The sequence below is a fragment of the Paraburkholderia sp. FT54 genome (genome assembly GCF_031585635.1).
Classification (GTDB): Bacteria; Pseudomonadota; Gammaproteobacteria; order Burkholderiales; family Burkholderiaceae; genus Paraburkholderia.
In genome coordinates, this window is record NZ_CP134195.1 from 1,018,249 (window position 1) to 1,035,349 (window position 17,101).

The window sequence follows — 17,101 nt, forward strand, 5'->3', positions numbered from 1 at the left end:
CGCGTCCGCCGCGCATTCAATTACTCATAGTCGTTCGGAGATTCTCATGACAGCGTCTTTCGGTCCTTCCTACGTGCGCGCCATTGCGCCTTACATCGCAGGCAAACCGATTTCGGAAGTGGCCCGCGAGTTCGGTCTGGACGAAGCGACCATCGTGAAACTCGCGTCGAACGAGAATCCGCTCGGCATGCCGGAGTCGGCGCAGCGTGCCATGGCGCAGGCCGCCAGCGAGCTGGGCCGCTACCCGGACGCGAATGCGTTCGAGTTGAAGGCCGCGCTGAGCGAGCGCTACGGCGTGCCGGCCGATTGGATCACACTCGGCAACGGCAGCAACGACATCCTCGAAATCGCCGCGCACGCGTTTGTGGAAAAGGGCCAGTCGATCGTCTATGCACAGTATTCGTTCGCGGTTTACGCGTTGGCCACGCAAGGCCTGGGCGCGCGCGCGATCGTCGTGCCGGCGGTCAAATACGGTCATGACCTCGACGCGATGCTCGCGGCCATCACCGACGACACGCGCCTGATTTTCGTCGCCAACCCGAATAACCCGACGGGTACGTTCATCGAAGGACCGAAGCTCGAAGCGTTTCTCGACAAGGTGCCGCGCAATGTGGCCGTCGTGCTCGACGAGGCGTACACGGAATATCTGCCGGAAGAAAAGCGCTACGACTCGATCGCGTGGGTGCGTCGCTATCCGAATCTGCTGGTGTCGCGCACGTTCTCGAAGGCGTTTGGCCTGGCCGGTTTGCGCGTGGGCTTCGCGATCGCGCAGCCTGAGTTGACCGATCTGCTGAATCGCCTGCGTCAGCCGTTCAACGTGAACACGCTCGCGCAAGCCGCGGCGATCGCCGCGCTGAACGACAAGGCCTTTCTGGAAAAGAGCGCGGCGTTGAACGCGCGAGGCTATCGCCGCTTGACCGAAGCGTTCGACAAGCTCGGCCTGGAGTATGTGCCGTCGGATGGCAATTTCGTGCTGGTGCGCGTCGGCAACGACGACGCGGCCGGTAACCGCGTCAACCTGGAGTTGCTGAAGCAGGGCGTGATCGTGCGCCCGGTTGGCAACTACGGTTTGCCGCAATGGCTGCGCGTCACGATCGGCCTGCCGGAAGAAAACGAAGCATTTATTGCGGCGCTCGAAAAGACGCTTGCCACCCCGTAAGCGATAACCCTTGACCCGCGCGCCTCGTCAGCATGAAAGGCGCGCTTTATCTGTGACCGACGTGGCCGTGTTTTCTTTTAACAAGCTGGTAATTTTCGGTGTCGGCCTGATCGGCGGATCGCTCGCGCGCGCGTTACGCGAGCAGGGCGAGGTCGAGGGGGCCCGCAAGGTGATCGGTGTGGGGCGTTCCATCGCATCCACCGAGCGTGCTCTGGAATTGAGCGTGATCGACGTTTCGGCGGCGTTGAACGACGACGCCTCGCTGCGTGAAGCGCTGTCCGGCGCCGACTTCGTGTTGCTGGCCGCGCCCGTCGCGCAGACCCAACCGCTGCTCGAACGCATCGCGCCGTTTCTCGATGCTGCCACGATCGTCACCGACGCCGGCAGCACCAAATCGGACGTGGTCGCCGCAGCCCGCACGGCGCTCGGCGCGCGCATCGGCCAGTTCGTGCCTGGGCATCCGATTGCCGGCCGCGAGGCAAGCGGCGTGGATGCGGCCTTGCCCGACTTGTATGTGGGCCGCAATGTCGTGCTGTGCCCGCTGCCTGAGAACGCACCGGCCGACGTGGAGCGCGTCGCGGCAATGTGGCGCGCCACCGGCGCGCTCGTGCGCAACATGGCGCCCGAGCAGCACGACCGCGTGTTCGCGTCGGTCAGCCATTTGCCACACGTGCTCTCGTTCGCGCTGGTCGAGCACATTCTCAGTTCGCCCGACGCCGCGCTGAAATTCTCGTTTGCCGCGGGCGGTTTCCGCGACTTCACGCGGATTGCCGCGTCGAGCCCGGAAATGTGGCGCGACGTGTGCGTCGCCAATCGCGTCGCGCTGCTCGACGAACTCGACGCCTACACGGCGGTGCTCGCGCGCTTGCGCGTGGCCATCGAAGCCGCCGACGGCGCCGCGCTCGAAAGCGTGTTCGCGCGCTCGCGCGTGGCGCGCACGGAATGGCAGGAACAGCGCGCTGGCGGCGTCGCCAATACCGACGCGTCGAAATAACCGGAAACTGGACTCAATCATGGAATTCCTCGATCTCGGACCGTTTTCCCACGCGTCCGGCACGGTTCGTCTGCCTGGCTCGAAGAGCATCTCGAATCGAGTGCTGCTGCTTGCGGCGCTCGCCGAGGGTGAAACCACTATCACGAACCTGCTCGACTCCGACGACACCCGCGTGATGCTCGACGCGCTCGAAAAGCTCGGCGTGCGTCTGAAGCGCGACGGCGACACCTGCGTCGTGACCGGCACGCGTGGCGCCTTCACGGCGCGCACGGCCGATCTGTTTCTTGGCAATGCGGGTACGGCGGTGCGTCCGCTGACGGCGGCGCTGGCGGTCAACGGCGGCGACTATCGCATTCACGGCGTGCCGCGCATGCACGAGCGGCCGATCGGAGATCTGGTGGACGGTCTGCGCCAGCTCGGCGCGAAGATCGACTATGAAGAGAACGAAGGCTATCCGCCGCTGCGGATTCGTCCAGGGCAGATCAACGCTGACTCGCCGATCACCGTACGCGGCGACGTGTCCAGCCAGTTCCTCACTTCGCTGCTCATGACGTTGCCGCTTGTGCGCACCGAAAGCGGCGTGAGCACCGTGCAGGTGGACGGCGAACTGATCTCGAAGCCGTACATCGAGATCACCATCAAGCTGATGGAGCGCTTCGGCATCAAGGTCGAACGCCACGGCTGGCATCAGTTCGTCGTGCCGGCGGGGCAGCGCTATCAGTCACCGGGCACGATCATGGTGGAGGGCGATGCGTCGTCCGCTTCGTATTTCCTCGCAGCCGGCGCGCTTGGCGGCGGGCCGCTGAAGGTGGAGGGCGTCGGCCGGGCCAGCATCCAGGGCGACGTCGGCTTTGCCGATGCGCTCATCAGGATGGGCGCGAACCTGCAGATGGGCGACGACTGGATCGAAGTGCGCGGCGTCGGCCACGACAGCGGCAAGCTCGAGCCGATTGACATGGACTGCAACCTGATTCCCGACGCCGCCATGACGATCGCCGTCGCGGCGCTGTTCGCGGACGGCGCGACCACGCTGCGCAATATCGCCAGCTGGCGCGTGAAGGAAACCGACCGGCTCGCCGCGATGGCGACCGAGCTGCGCAAGGTCGGCGCGAAGGTGCAGGAAGGCGAGGACTACCTCATCATCGAACCGCCTGAAAAGCTGATTCCGAACGCCGCCATCGACACCTACGACGATCACCGCATGGCCATGTGCTTTTCGCTGGTGAGCCTCGGCGGCGTGCCGGTGCGGATCAACGACCCGAAGTGCGTCGGCAAGACGTTTCCCGATTATTTCGAGCGCTTCACCGCGCTTGCTCAACCCTGATTCGACCCCGAATCGACTGACGTGCGACTTTTTCGATGAAACCGACCCGTCCCTTTCACCAGACGCCCGTCATTACGATCGACGGCCCGAGTGCCTCCGGCAAAGGCACCGTGGCCGCGCTGGTTGCCGCGAGCCTCGGCTTCCACTTGCTGGATAGCGGCGCGCTGTACCGTCTCGCCGCGCTCGCCAGCCTGCGCTACGACATTGCGGCGCACGACGCCGACGCCCTTGCAAAACTGATCGACGACCTGCACATCACCTTTCGCGAGGGACTGGCGCAGCTCGACGGCGTCGATGTCTCGGCCGAGATTCGCGCCGAGGAAGTCGGCGGGCGCGCCTCGGCGATCGCCGTGCACGCGCCGGTGCGCAGCGCGCTGGTGGCGCGTCAGCGGGCTTTCCGTAAGGAACCGGGGCTGGTCGCGGACGGCCGCGATATGGGCACCGTGATCTTCCAGGACGCCGTGCTGAAGGTGTTCATGACCGCCAGCGTCGAGGCCCGCGCGGCGCGCCGGCATAAGCAATTGATCCAAAAAGGATTTTCTGCTAATATAGATGACTTGCTCCGGGATTTGCGTGAGCGCGATGAGCGTGACAGTCAGCGCGCAGCCGCGCCACTCAAGCCCGCAGCGGATGCAAAGCTGCTTGATACCTCCGCATTGTCGGTCGACCAGGCGGTCGAGCAAGTGGTGCAGTGGTATGAAGCTTTAGTCCCGCATGCCTGATGAAAGTACGCGTTGTGCTTCAGGCGTAGGCGCAGTAGAAAGTCCGTTGTCAGTAGGTGCTTCGCGATCGTCGCGAAGCGTTGTGTTAACCCTTTAACCCCGCGTGGCATTCGCTCTCTTGGCCGTTGTTGCTGACCGTCCGGCCAGCCTGGCACCGCGAGAACCATGCAAATTTTGATTTTTATGTCCGACCTGCAAACCTCTACCCCGAATACCGAATCTTTTGCGGCTCTGTTCGAAGAGTCGCTGACCAAGCAAGACATGCGCGCCGGCGAAGTGATCTCCGCCGAAGTCGTGCGTGTCGACCACAACTTCGTGGTCGTCAACGCTGGTCTCAAGTCCGAAGCCTACATCCCGCTCGAAGAGTTCCTGAACGACGCGGGCGAGGTAGAAGTGCAGGCGGGCGACTTCGTTTCCGTCGCGATCGACGCGCTGGAAAACGGCTATGGCGACACGATCCTGTCGCGCGACAAGGCGAAGCGCCTCGCTTCGTGGCTGTCGCTGGAAAAGGCTCTCGACAACAACGAACTCGTGACCGGCACCATCACGGGCAAGGTCAAGGGCGGCATGACCGTCATGGTCAACGGCATCCGCGCATTCCTGCCGGGTTCGCTGGTCGATACGCGTCCGGTCAAGGACACGACCCCGTACGAAGGCAAGACGCTGGAATTCCGCGTCATCAAGCTCGACCGCAAGCGTAACAACGTCGTGCTGTCGCGCCGTGCCGTGATCGAAGCCACGCAAGGCGAAGAGCGCGCAAAGCTGCTCGAAACGCTGAAGGAAGGCGCGATCGTGGAAGGCGTGGTGAAGAACATCACGGATTACGGCGCGTTTGTGGACCTCGGCGGTATCGACGGCCTGCTGCACATCACCGACATCGCATGGCGTCGTGTGCGTCACCCGAGCGAAGTGCTGTCGGTTGGCCAGGAAGTCACCGCGAAGATCCTCAAGTTCGATCAAGAGAAGAACCGCGTTTCGCTGGGCATCAAGCAACTGGGCGACGATCCGTGGGAAGGCATCTCGCGCCGTTACCCGTCGGGCACGCGCCTGTTCGGTAAGGTCACCAACATCACCGACTACGGCGCATTCGTCGAAGTCGAATCGGGCATCGAAGGCCTGGTTCACGTGTCGGAAATGGACTGGACGAACAAGAACGTTGCACCGTCGAAGGTTGTGCAACTGGGCGACGAAGTCGAAGTCATGGTTCTCGAAATCGACGAAGACCGCCGCCGTATCAGCCTCGGCATGAAGCAATGCAAGCCGAACCCGTGGGACGACTTCAGCCGCAACTTCAAGAAGGGCGACAAGCTGCAAGGCGCAATCAAGTCGATCACCGACTTCGGCGTCTTCATCGGTCTGCCGGGCGGCATCGACGGTCTGGTTCACCTGTCCGACCTGTCGTGGAGCGAAACGGGCGAAGAAGCAGTTCGCAAGTACAAGAAGGGCGACGAAGTGGAAGCGATCGTTCTCGGCATCGACGTCGAGAAGGAACGCATTTCGCTGGGCATCAAGCAGCTCGAAGGCGACCCGTTCAGCAACTTCGTTGCAATGAACGACAAGGGTTCGATCGTCGACGGCGTGGTCAAGACGGTGGACGCGAAGGGTGCCGTGGTTCAGCTGTCGGCGGAAGTCGAAGGCTACCTGCGCGCTTCGGAAATCGCACAAGACCGCGTGGAAGATGCTCGCAACGTGCTGAAGGAAGGCGACAAGGTCAACGCGATGATCATCAACATCGATCGCAAGTCGCGTGGCATCAACCTGTCGATCAAGGCCAAGGATTCGGCTGAGCAACAGGAAGCGATCCGCGGCCTGGCTTCGTCGGATTCGAGCTCGGCAGCTACCGGCACGACGAACCTCGGCGCGCTGCTGAAGGCCAAGCTCGACGGCCAGAACCAGTAAGCCTTGAGTTTTCTTGAGAGGTCTGCTGCAGTATGACCAAATCGGAATTGGTCGCCCAGCTGGCTGCGCGATTTCCGCAACTTGTCCTTAAAGATGCGGATTTCGCGGTGAAGACGATGCTTGATGCGATGTCGGAGGCACTTGCCAACGGTCATCGCATCGAAATTCGCGGCTTCGGCAGCTTCGGCCTTAACCGCCGTCCCTCCCGCGTCGGGCGTAATCCGAAATCGGGCGAGAAGGTGTTGGTGCCTGAGAAATACGTACCGCACTTCAAGCCGGGCAAGGAATTGCGCGAGCGGGTAGATCGCCGTGCGGGTGAGCCGTTGAAGGCCGAAGAGCCGGATGACGACCTGTAAATGCTTCGCTGTGCTGTTTGCAGCGTGGCATTGGTAGCGTCAGCGGCCAAAGCCAGTCGGCAAAAGACCAGAAAAAGCGCCTTCGGGCGCTTTTTTTTTCGTCTGTACGTTCGGCATGTTGCGCCGCGGTCGCCGTCCCCACCAGCAATGCCCACAAGCCGACCGGCGAGCACGGCCCGTAAGCGATGCCCACAAGCCGACCGGTAGGTACGGTCCACAAGCAATGCCCACAAGCCGACCGGCAAGCACGCGCCCACTAGCATGCAGACGCGGCTCGCAAGTGCCACCGGCAAACCTAACAAACAGACGCACCCCCACGTATTCAATCAAACAAGACAAACCCCGCGTAAGCCCGCAATCCGCCAGTTCCTGCCCAGCCGCGAGGGCTTCAATTACAATACGGGTCACTTCGGCGCGGGCAACACCGTGGCGCGACGCGCCATCAAGCCGGCGTCACCCCGCAACTGCCGTCAAGAGACCTATTCATGAAATTTATCGTCTGGCTGATCCGTGTGCTGGTGTTCGTGCTGCTGCTGGTGCTGGCGCTCTCCAATACACAACCTGCTACGCTGAATTTCCTCGCCGGCTACGCATGGTCGGCGCCGTTGATCCTGATCGGCCTCGCGTTCTTCGTGGTGGGGCTGCTGGCCGGGCTGGTGTCGTCGATGCCGGCCATGCTGCGCTTGCGCATGGAAAATGGCCGGCTCAAGCGCGAGTTGCGGGTGGCGCGCGAAACCCCGGTCGTGGTCGAACAACCGCCCATGCCGCCGCTGATCTGAATGCCCTGCGCCGCGCTTCGTGAGCGCGGCTTTCCGTTTTCGCTTTCCCGCACATTTGCATTAATCGCATGGATCTAGACTTCTGGTGGCTGCTCGTCATACCCGTCGCGTTCGCGTTTGGCTGGATGGCTGCGCGCTACGACCTCAAGACGCTGCTGTCCGAAAGCGCCAACCTGCCGCGCTCGTATTTCCGCGGCCTGAACTTTCTGCTCAATGAGCAGCCGGACCAGGCGATCGATGCGTTCATCGAAGTGGTCAAGCTCGATCCGGAAACGGTCGAGTTGCACTTCGCGCTGGGCAATCTGTTCCGGCGCCGCGGTGAAACGGATCGCGCGATTCGCGTGCATCAGAATCTGTTGAGCCGCGCCGACCTGCCGGTCAGCGAGCGCGATCACGCGCTCTACGAGTTGGGGCAAGACTTCCTGAAGGCGGGGCTGCTCGATCGCGCGGAAGAAACGTTCCGCTCGCTCGAAACCGGCGACTACGCGTTGGGCGCGCAGCGCGCGCTTCTCACCATCTACGAAATCGAGAAGGACTGGGTCAAATCCATCGACACCGCGCGTCATCTGGAAACAATGGGCGCGGAGTCGCTCGACAAGGAAATCGCGCAGTTTCACTGCGAACTCGCCCAGGAAGCGCTACAGCAGAAAAAGCCGGACGAGGCGCGGCGCCAGCTCGGCTTCGCGCTGAAGGCGAACCCGACCAACGTGCGCGCCACGATCCTGTTCGGCGACGTCGACGCGGCCGGCGGCGCGCCGGAAGCGGCCATCGCCCAATGGCGGCGCGTGGAGGAGCAGAATCCGGCCTATCTGCCGCTGGTCGCGGAAAAGTTGATGAAGGCCTACGAAGCGCTCGGTCGCCCGCAGGATGGCGCCGATCTGCTCACCACGTGGGTGGACCGCTATCCGACCAACGACCTGCTCGACGTGGCCTACCAGCACGTCGCATCGCTGCGCGGACCCGACGCCGCCCATGCGCTGGCACGTTCGCAAATGCAGAAGTCGCCGAATCTGGCGGGCATGACGCGGCTGCTCGAGGCGCAGGAAGCCGTCGCGGAAGAACCGCGGCGCAGCGAACTCGAACTGATGCGCACGCTGATCCGCCAGCGCACAAAAAATCTGCCACGGTACACGTGCCAGAATTGCGGTTTCAGGGCGCGGCTTTTCTATTGGCAGTGCCCGGGTTGCAGCGGTTGGGAAACCTATGCGCCGCGTCGCGTCGAGCCGATCACCGCGTCGAACTGACGCTCGGGCGGCAGCGCCGGGTTCGGCTGCGCAGTCGCACTGCCGCCCGGCGTATGGCAACCGCTCCTGCGCGGGCGGATTTCGCAATGTGTTTCTGACCGGCTTCATCGCCGGGAATCAACACCGGAACCCTCTACCGGAAAGCGTATGAAAATCACCATTATCGGCACGGGCTATGTGGGTCTTGTCACCGGCGCGTGTCTCGCTGAGATCGGTCACGACGTTTTCTGTCTCGACGTCGATCCGCGCAAGATCGAAATCCTCAATAACGGCGGCGTGCCCATTCACGAGCCCGGTTTGCAGGAGATGATCGCCCGCACGCGCGCGGCGCGGCGCATTACGTTCTCCACGGATGTCGAAGCCAGCGTCGCGCACGGCGACGTGCAGTTCATCGCCGTCGGCACGCCGCCGGACGAAGACGGCTCGGCGGATCTGCAATACGTGCTCGAAGCGGCGCGCAACATCGGCCGCACGATGAACGGCTTCAAGGTGATCGTCGACAAGTCGACGGTGCCGGTCGGCACCGCGCAGCGCGTACGCGCGGTGGTCGAAGAAGAGCTGGCCAAACGCGGGCTCGCCGACAGCGCGCAGCATCGCTTCTCGGTAGTGTCCAATCCCGAGTTCCTGAAGGAAGGCGCCGCGGTCGACGACTTCATGCGCCCCGACCGCATCGTGATCGGCCTGGACGAAGACGCGCCCGGCCTGCGCGCGCGCGAACTGATGAAGCGTCTGTACGCGCCGTTCAACCGCAATCACGAACGCACGCTGTACATGGACGTGCGCTCGGCTGAATTCACCAAATATGCCGCCAATGCAATGCTCGCCACGCGCATTTCGTTCATGAACGAAATGTCGAATCTGGCCGACCGCGTCGGCGCGGATATCGAAGCCGTGCGTCGCGGCATCGGCTCCGATCCGCGCATCGGCTATCACTTCCTGTATGCCGGCTGCGGCTACGGCGGCTCGTGTTTCCCGAAGGATGTGCAGGCGCTGATTCGCACGGCCAGCGAAAGCGGTCACAATCTGCGCATTCTCGAAGCGGTCGAGGAAGTGAACGACAGGCAGAAAGACGTGCTGGTGCACAAGATCACGGGCAAGCTCGGCGACGATCTGAGCGGCCGCACGTTCGCCGTGTGGGGCCTCGCGTTCAAGCCGAATACCGACGATATGCGCGAGGCGCCGAGCCGCCGCCTGATCGCGGAACTGCTGCTGCGCGGCGCGCAAGTGCGCGCGTACGATCCGGTCGCGGTGACCGAAGCGCGCCGCGTCTTCGCCATGGATCTGCACGATTCACCCGATCAGTTCGCGCGTCTCACCTTCACGACCACACAGGACGAAACGCTCACTGGCGCCGACGCCCTCGTGATCGTGACCGAATGGAAAGAATTCAAGAGTCCGGATTTCGTCCATCTGAAATCGGTGCTGAAGTCGCCGCTGATTTTCGACGGCCGCAACCTGTATGAACCGGACGCGATGACCGAGCTCGGCATCGACTATCATTCGATTGGACGCCCTTATGCCCAACCCTCTGAACTTCCGGCCGATGCCTGAGGCCGTGCCTGGCGCCACGCCGTCCACGCCCGCGCCGCAACTCACGGTAGTGCCGCGCGAACAGCTCGGCGCAGCGCGCGTGCTGGTGGTGGGCGACGTCATGCTCGATCGCTACTGGTTCGGCGACGTGAACCGTATTTCGCCGGAAGCGCCGGTGCCGGTCGTGCACGTGCAGCGTCAGGAAGACCGCCTCGGCGGCGCGGCGAACGTCGCGCGCAATGCGGTCGCGCTCGGCGCGCAAGCCGGCTTGCTGTGCGTGGTCGGCCATGACGAGCCCGGCGAGCGCATCGTGCAGCTGCTGGCCGAAAGCGGTGTGAAGCCGCATCTCGAACGCGATCCGGCGCTTCTCACCACGATCAAGCTGCGCGTGCTGTCGCGCCAGCAGCAGCTGTTGCGGGTCGATTTCGAAAACACGCCAGCGCACGAAGTGCTGCTCGCGGGCCTCGCGCGGTTCGACGAACTGCTGCCGTCGCACGACGTGATCCTGATGTCCGACTACGCGAAGGGCGGCCTGACTCACGTTACGCAGATGATCGCGAAGGCGCACGCGGCAGGCAAGCCGGTATTGGTCGATCCGAAGGGCGACGACTGGGAACGCTATCGCGGCGCCACGCTGATCACGCCGAACCGCGCCGAGTTGCGCGAGGTGGTCGGCCAATGGAAATCGGAAGAAGATCTGATCGCGCGGGTGACGAAACTGCGCGCCGACCTGCAATTCAAGGCGCTGCTGCTGACGCGTTCGGAAGAGGGTATGACGCTCTTCTCGGACGACGGCATCCTGCACGCCTCGGCGGTCGCGCGCGAAGTGTATGATGTCTCGGGCGCGGGCGACACCGTGATCGCCACGCTCGCCGCCATGCTCGGCGCGGGTTTGACGCTGGTCGAGGCGGTCGGGCTCGCGAATCGCGCGGCCGGTATCGTGGTCGGCAAACTCGGCACCGCCACCGTGAACTACGACGAACTTTTTCATTGATGCGAACCGCTGGGTCTCCCGCTGTGCGGTCGTGAGCGACGCGCAAAAAAGAGATCCGCGGGGCATCGACCGAATCTGTCGATTGGAGCGAGCGCTTGGGCACTTGCTCCGATCCCATGCAAAGCTCTTTACCGCAGGCTCATCATGACCCTCATCGTCACCGGCGCGGCCGGGTTTATCGGCAGCAATCTCGTGAAGGCGCTCAACGAGCGCGGTGAACAACGCATCATCGCGGTCGATAACCTCACGCGCGCGGACAAGTTCAAGAACCTCGTCGACTGCGAGATCGACGACTACCTAGACAAGACCGAGTTCGTCGAACGCTTCAAGCGCGGCGACTTCGGCAAGGTGCGCGCGATTTTCCACGAAGGCGCCTGTTCGGACACGATGGAAACCGACGGTCGCTACATGATGGACAACAACTTCCGCTATAGCCGCGACGTGCTCGACGTCTGTCTCGCGCAGAACATCCAGTTCCTGTACGCATCGTCGGCGGCAACGTATGGCGGTTCGAGCCGTTTCGTCGAAGAGCGCGAAGTCGAGCAGCCGCTGAACGTGTACGGCTACTCGAAGTTCCTGTTCGACCAGGTGATCCGCCGCGTGCTGCCGACCGCGAAGAGCCAGATTGCCGGCTTCCGTTATTTCAATGTCTACGGGCCGCGCGAAACGCACAAGGCGCGCATGGCATCGGTGGCGTTTCACAACTTCAACCAGTTTCGCGCCGAGGGCAAGGTCAAGCTGTTCGGCGAATACAACGGCTACGCCGCGGGTGAACAGACACGCGACTTCGTCTCCGTGGAAGACGTGGTGAAGGTCAACCTGTTCTTCTTCGACAATCCGGACAAGTCGGGCATCTTCAATCTGGGCAGCGGGCGCGCGCAACCGTTCAACGACATCGCCAGCACGGTGGTCAACACGCTGCGCGCGCTGAACAACGAACCGGCGCTGTCGCTCGCGGAGCAGGTGCAGCGAGGGCTGATCGAATACATTGCGTTCCCCGATGCCTTGCGCGGCAAGTACCAGTGCTTCACGCAGGCGGATCAGTCGAAGCTGCGCGCGGCCGGTTACGACGCGCCGTTCCTGAGCGTGCAGGAAGGTGTCGATCGTTACGTGCGTTGGCTATTCGGCCAGGTGTAAATCTTTCGGATCCCTCTTTAAACTGGAATCTCCCGGTTGGTGATGGTCGCCAACCGGTTGTACGAGGGAGATTCCATATGTTTCGAAAAATTCTGGTTACCGCGGCCATGCTGGCCGCTTTCGGCCACGCTTATGCGGCGGTCGACGTCAACACGGCCAATGAGGACGCGCTGCGCGGCATCAAGGGCATCGGTCCTGCCAAAGCGAAAGCCATTCTCGACGAGCGTGCAGCGCATGGTCCGTTCAAGGACCCGGCCGATCTCGGCAAGCGCGTCAAAGGCATGGGCGGGCATACCGTCGAGCGCCTGCAGGCGGAGGGTCTCGCTGTCGGTCCGGCTGGCGCGGCTGCTAACCCGCAGGCTGCGGCGTCTGCACAGACCAAAGGCGCGGCCGTTCCGGCCGCCACGCCGAAGAACAACGCCACGGTGGCAGTGAAGAAATAAGCTCACGCGGATTCAGCGCGCGGGCCTGGTGACCCGCGCGCGGAGTCCATCCCCGTCGTTTCCCTTCATGGTCGGAGTTGGCAGTAACACTCCTTCAGCTGTCATGCAGATGACTGGCTCCCGCGGTGCTCAGCCGCGGGCTTTTTGCGTTGCGGGCGCTCGGACACGGGCGCCTGCATCCATGCGGACAGAAGGGCCGCGCGGCAGCCGCGGGCACGGTGGTTTAGAATCGATGGATTGAAGACTCCGCGCATCGACAGCACCAGAACCGATATGGCTTACAAAACGATTGAAGACACGATCGGCAATACGCCGCTCGTACAACTCGTCCGGCTCCCTGACGACGAGATCCGCAGCCGCAATAACGTGATTCTTGCGAAGCTCGAGGGTAACAACCCGGCGGGCTCGGTGAAGGATCGCCCGGCGTTGTCGATGATCAAGAAAGCGGAAGCGCGCGGGCGCATCAAGCCGGGTGACACGCTGATCGAAGCGACCAGCGGCAACACCGGCATCGCGCTCGCCATGGCGGCAGCGGTACGTGGCTACAAGATGGTCCTGATCATGCCGGAAGATCTGTCGGTGGAACGCCGTCAGAGCATGGCCGCATATGGCGCGCAGATCGTGCTCACGCCGGTCACGGGCGGCATGGAGTACGCACGCGATCTGGCCGAGCAGATGCAGCGCGAAGGTAAGGGCATCATCCTCGATCAGTTCGCCAATCCTGATAATCCGGCCTCGCACATCGAGGGCACGGGCCCGGAAATCTGGCGCGACACCGAAGGGCGCATTACCCACTTCGTGTCGTCGATGGGCACGACCGGCACGATCATGGGCGTGTCCACGTATCTGAAAGAACAGAATCAGGCCATCGAGATCATCGGCGCGCAACCCGAAGAGGGTTCGCGTATTCCGGGCATCCGCAAATGGCCGGAAGCCTATCTGCCGAAGATTTTCGATCGCAGCCGCGTGGACCGTGTCGAGAATGTGAGCCAGGCCGCCGCGGAAGCGATGGCGCGCCGCATGGCGTCGGTGGAAGGGATTTTCGCCGGCATCTCGTCGGGCGGCGCTTGCGAAGTGGCGCTGCGCGTCGCGCGGCAGGTCGAGAATGCGACGATCGTGTTCATCGTCTGCGATCGCGGCGACCGTTATCTGTCGACCGGTGTGTTTCCCGCGTAAACGCGTCGCCTGGAAAGTCTCGCTCGTTAACGAAAAAGCGCCGGTTCAAGACCGGCGCTTTTTTCATCTCATCGATCGGCGCGACGCATTCGGCGCCCGCACTGCCGGTTATTGCGACGCCGCAGCCGGCGGCGCCGCGTTGTTGACAGCGTTCGTCGCGTCGCCGGCTTCCATCTGCGCCTTGACCCGCTGGCCCAACTGATACACCGCGAGCGCGTAGAAGAAGCTGCGGTTATAACGCGTCAGCACGTAGAAGTTCTTCAAGCCGAGCATGAACTCGGTGCCACGTCCCGGCGAGGGTAGATCCACCACCGTCACCGGCGTACCGGCTTCCGACGCGATATCCACATCCGGCTCGTTCAGCAGCAACCCGGCGCGCAGCAACTGACTGAGCGGCCAGTGCGGCTCCGGCTGGCCGTCGGCGGCTGCTTGCGCGACGCCGAGGCTGCCGGCGTCCGAGCCGATCTTCCATACCACCGGACGGCCGTTTTCCCAACCGTTCTGACGCAGATAATTCGCCACGCTGCCGATCGCATCCGCCTGGCTCGTGCGCAGATCGATCTGCTTGTTGCCGTCGTAGCTCACCGCGTATTGCACGATGCTGCTCGGCAGGAACTGCGGAATGCCGATCGCGCCGGTGTAGGAGCCGAGCACCGTGGTCGGATCGATCTGCGAGTCGCGCGTCCACACCAGGTAGTCTTCGAGATTCTTGCGGAAGGTCGCCTGGCGATCCGCGCGATTATTGGTGTTCGGATAGTCGAAGCTGAGCGTGGTCAGCGCGTCGAGCACGCGGAAGTTGCCCATGAAGCGCCCATAGATCGTCTCCACCCCGATGATGCCGACGATCACTTCCGGCGGCACGCCGAACTCTTCATAGGCGCGTTGCAGCGTGGCCTGGTTCGCGCGCCAGAAGCGCACGCCTGCATTGATGCGCACCTGGTCGAGGAAACGCGACTGATACACGCGCCAGTTCTTGACCGACGGCGAAGGCGACGGCGTCACGAGCTTGACCGCGGTCGCCGAATAGCTCACGCCGGCAAAGAGCGAATGCAGCGCGGACTCGTCGAAGTCGTAGCGCGCGACCATGTCGTTGATGAACGCATTGACATCGGCATTGTTCGCGTAGCGCTGCGGGATGATCTCTTCTTCAAACGTTTGCCCTTGCGGCACGGCAGGTTGCGGCTGGCTTTGCGCGAGCAGCACCGGCGGTTTCTTGCCGGCGCTTTGCGCAATCGCCGGACTGGTTGCCATGAACATGCACGATGCGACGGACAGTGCGGCGGCCATGGTTCTGATGCTTAGCCGGTTTCGTGCAGACAGAGCAAGCTTGACGGTCATAGTGAGCTGGAGGTGCGTGGCGCTGGAGACAAGGGAAGACGGGAAAAACCGATCGGGGCAGTATACCCGAGGCCTCTGCGCAAAACTGTGCCTGACGCGTCACAGCCGCATGGTGTGGTAACTTGATGCATGTTGGCGCGCCGAGGGCGCGCGCCCCTGGATGGAGACATGCCGCGCGCGCCTCAAAAGCGTGACGCCGCAAAAAGCGAAACATGGCAACAGGCTTCTATTCCCACGCCGACTGTCTGCTGCACGATATGGGGCAATGGCATCCCGAATGCCCCGCGCGTCTGCAGGCCATCGAAGATCAATTGATCGCGAGCCGCATCGACTCGCTGATCGAGCGCGAGTCGCCGCCGCTCGCCGACGACGCCGCGTTACTGCGCGTGCATACGCAAGCTCACGTCGATTACATCCGCAGCCGCTCGCCCGCTGAAGGCACAGCCGAAATCGACCCCGATACGTCGATGAACCCGCATACCTTGCAGGCCGCGTTGCGCGCCGCGGGCGCCGCGGTCGCCGCAACCGACGCGGTGATCGAAGGCCGCTACGACAATGCCTTCTGCAGCGTGCGCCCGCCCGGCCACCATGCGGAGCCGGCGCGCGCCATGGGCTTCTGCTTCTTCAACAATGTCGCGATCGCCGCGCGTCATGCGCTCGAAGTGCACGGCTTGGAGCGCGTCGCCATCATCGACTTCGACGTGCATCACGGCAACGGCACCGAAGCGGCCTTCTCGGGCGATTCACGCGTGCTGATGTGCAGCATCTTCCAGCATCCGTTTTATCCGTTCACCGGTGCCGACAATCAGGCGCTCAACATGTGCAATGTGCCGATGCCGGCGCGTTCGAAAGGCATGGCGGTGCGCGAGGCGGTGGACATGCTGTGGTTGCCGCGCCTCCATGAATTCAAGCCGCAGATGCTGTTCATCTCGGCCGGTTTCGACGCACATCGCGAGGACGACCTCGGCAACATGGGCCTCGTCGAAGACGATTACGCCTGGATCACCGATCAGATACGCGAGATTGCGAAGCGGTATTCGCACGGCCGGATCGTCAGCTGTCTCGAAGGCGGCTACAACCTGTCCGCGTTGGGGCGCAGCGTGGTTGCTCACGTGCGCTCGCTTGCCGGGATCTGAGCCGCCGCCCTGCATAGCGGCGCCATTCACTCAACACGCATGGAGCAGCGAGCCATGAATGCCGACGCGCGCAACGCTTCACTGGTCGAGATCGAACACGGCGTGTACGGCGTGCCGGGCGTCGTGCGTCTGACGATGAACCGGCCCGATGCCTTCAACGCGCTCTCCGAAGCCTTGCTCGACGACCTGCAGACCGCTTTGAGCGAAATCGGGCGATCGGACGCGCGGGTGGTCGTGATCGCCGGCGCGGGCCGGGCGTTCTGCGCGGGACACGATCTGAAGGAAATGCGCGCGGCGCCGTCGCTGGCTTACTACCAGGCGCTGTTCGCCCGCTGCACCAGGCTCATGCTGGCGATCCAGCGCTTGCCGCAACCCGTGATCGCGCGGGTCCAGGGCGTCGCGACGGCGGCCGGCTGTCAACTCGTCGCGATGTGCGATCTGGCCGTTGCGGCCGACACGGCGCGGTTCGCCGTGTCGGGTGTGAACCTCGGGCTCTTTTGTGCGACGCCTTCCGTGCCGCTGTCGCGCAACCTGTCGCGCAAGGCGGCGCTCGAAATGCTGCTCACCGGCGATTTCATCGATGCCGCCGAAGCGAAGCAGCAGGGTCTCGTGAACCGCGTGGTTCCGGCGGACGCGCTCGATGCCGAGCTCGCGCGGCTCGCCGCCAGCATCTGCGCGAAACCCGTCGAAGCCGTGAGCGCCGGCAAAGGCCTCTTCTATCGTCAGTTGGAGATGGGTATCGAAGCGGCTTACCAGCTCGCCGGCCAGACGATGGCCTGCAACATGATGGATGAGTCAGCGCTCGAAGGCGTGCAGGCTTTCATCGACAAACGGCCGCCCGACTGGAAGTCGTGACGCGAGCTAGCCGCA

At 63.3% G+C, this 17,101-nt stretch carries 16 protein-coding genes; 15 read left to right on the forward strand and 1 reads right to left on the reverse strand.

Annotated features, from left to right (window positions below):
- Window positions 1-46: 46 nt before the first annotated feature.
- From hisC to cysM, 13 genes are all read left to right on the forward strand, one after another.
- Window positions 47-1,159, forward strand: coding sequence for a histidinol-phosphate transaminase (hisC, locus tag RI103_RS04735; protein ID WP_310814245.1), 1,113 nt, complete (start codon window positions 47-49; stop codon window positions 1,157-1,159).
- Between the two features lie 52 nt (window positions 1,160-1,211).
- Window positions 1,212-2,153: a prephenate dehydrogenase/arogenate dehydrogenase family protein gene (locus tag RI103_RS04740; protein WP_310814246.1), complete on the forward strand. Its 942-nt coding sequence runs from the start codon at window positions 1,212-1,214 to the stop codon at window positions 2,151-2,153.
- A 19-nt stretch (window positions 2,154-2,172) separates the two neighbouring features.
- On the forward strand, window positions 2,173-3,477 hold the full coding sequence (aroA, locus tag RI103_RS04745) for a 3-phosphoshikimate 1-carboxyvinyltransferase (protein ID WP_310814247.1): 1,305 nt from the start codon (window positions 2,173-2,175) through the stop codon (window positions 3,475-3,477).
- 35 nt (window positions 3,478-3,512) lie between these two features.
- Window positions 3,513-4,199, forward strand: coding sequence for a (d)CMP kinase (gene cmk / locus RI103_RS04750; RefSeq protein WP_310814248.1), 687 nt, complete (start codon window positions 3,513-3,515; stop codon window positions 4,197-4,199).
- Between the two features lie 165 nt (window positions 4,200-4,364).
- The gene (gene rpsA, locus RI103_RS04755) at window positions 4,365-6,098 is read left to right on the forward strand and encodes a 30S ribosomal protein S1 (protein ID WP_042321879.1); all 1,734 of its coding nucleotides are present in this window, start codon (window positions 4,365-4,367) and stop codon (window positions 6,096-6,098) included.
- Between the two features lie 32 nt (window positions 6,099-6,130).
- Window positions 6,131-6,454 carry an integration host factor subunit beta gene (locus tag RI103_RS04760; RefSeq protein WP_012433973.1) on the forward strand — a complete coding sequence of 108 codons (324 nt, stop codon included), beginning with the start codon at window positions 6,131-6,133 and terminating at the stop codon, window positions 6,452-6,454.
- Window positions 6,455-6,939: 485 nt separating this feature from the next.
- Window positions 6,940-7,233, forward strand: coding sequence for a lipopolysaccharide assembly LapA domain-containing protein (locus RI103_RS04765; RefSeq protein ID WP_095418546.1), 294 nt, complete (start codon window positions 6,940-6,942; stop codon window positions 7,231-7,233).
- 68 nt (window positions 7,234-7,301) lie between these two features.
- Window positions 7,302-8,477 carry a lipopolysaccharide assembly protein LapB gene (lapB, locus tag RI103_RS04770; RefSeq protein WP_168794882.1) on the forward strand — a complete coding sequence of 392 codons (1,176 nt, stop codon included), beginning with the start codon at window positions 7,302-7,304 and terminating at the stop codon, window positions 8,475-8,477.
- A gap of 147 nt (window positions 8,478-8,624) precedes the next feature.
- Window positions 8,625-10,028: a UDP-glucose/GDP-mannose dehydrogenase family protein gene (locus tag RI103_RS04775; RefSeq protein WP_310814250.1), complete on the forward strand. Its 1,404-nt coding sequence runs from the start codon at window positions 8,625-8,627 to the stop codon at window positions 10,026-10,028.
- Window positions 9,994-11,001, forward strand: coding sequence for a D-glycero-beta-D-manno-heptose-7-phosphate kinase (rfaE1, locus tag RI103_RS04780; protein ID WP_310814251.1), 1,008 nt, complete (start codon window positions 9,994-9,996; stop codon window positions 10,999-11,001). The genes RI103_RS04775 and rfaE1 overlap by 35 nt, the downstream gene beginning before the upstream one ends.
- 144 nt (window positions 11,002-11,145) lie before the next feature.
- Complete coding sequence (rfaD, locus tag RI103_RS04785) at window positions 11,146-12,138, forward strand: ADP-glyceromanno-heptose 6-epimerase (protein WP_310814252.1); 993 nt, start codon at window positions 11,146-11,148, stop codon at window positions 12,136-12,138.
- A 77-nt stretch (window positions 12,139-12,215) separates the two neighbouring features.
- Window positions 12,216-12,581 carry a helix-hairpin-helix domain-containing protein gene (locus RI103_RS04790; protein WP_310814253.1) on the forward strand — a complete coding sequence of 122 codons (366 nt, stop codon included), beginning with the start codon at window positions 12,216-12,218 and terminating at the stop codon, window positions 12,579-12,581.
- 273 nt (window positions 12,582-12,854) lie between these two features.
- Window positions 12,855-13,757 carry a cysteine synthase CysM gene (cysM, locus tag RI103_RS04795; RefSeq protein ID WP_310814255.1) on the forward strand — a complete coding sequence of 301 codons (903 nt, stop codon included), beginning with the start codon at window positions 12,855-12,857 and terminating at the stop codon, window positions 13,755-13,757.
- A gap of 108 nt (window positions 13,758-13,865) precedes the next feature.
- Here cysM and mltB read toward each other — a convergent pair whose 3' ends face one another.
- The gene (mltB, locus tag RI103_RS04800; RefSeq protein WP_310815173.1) at window positions 13,866-15,014 is read right to left on the reverse strand and encodes a lytic murein transglycosylase B; all 1,149 of its coding nucleotides are present in this window, start codon (window positions 15,012-15,014) and stop codon (window positions 13,866-13,868) included.
- A gap of 293 nt (window positions 15,015-15,307) precedes the next feature.
- Here mltB and RI103_RS04805 point away from each other — a divergent pair, with 293 nt between their 5' ends.
- Both RI103_RS04805 and RI103_RS04810 read left to right on the forward strand, forming a co-directional pair.
- Window positions 15,308-16,231, forward strand: a complete 924-nt coding sequence (locus RI103_RS04805) for a histone deacetylase family protein (RefSeq protein WP_310814256.1) — start codon at window positions 15,308-15,310, stop codon at window positions 16,229-16,231.
- 54 nt (window positions 16,232-16,285) lie between these two features.
- Window positions 16,286-17,086 (forward strand): enoyl-CoA hydratase, encoded by an 801-nt coding sequence (locus tag RI103_RS04810; protein WP_310814257.1) that lies wholly within the window; start codon window positions 16,286-16,288, stop codon window positions 17,084-17,086.
- The last annotated feature ends 15 nt before the right edge of the window (window positions 17,087-17,101 follow it).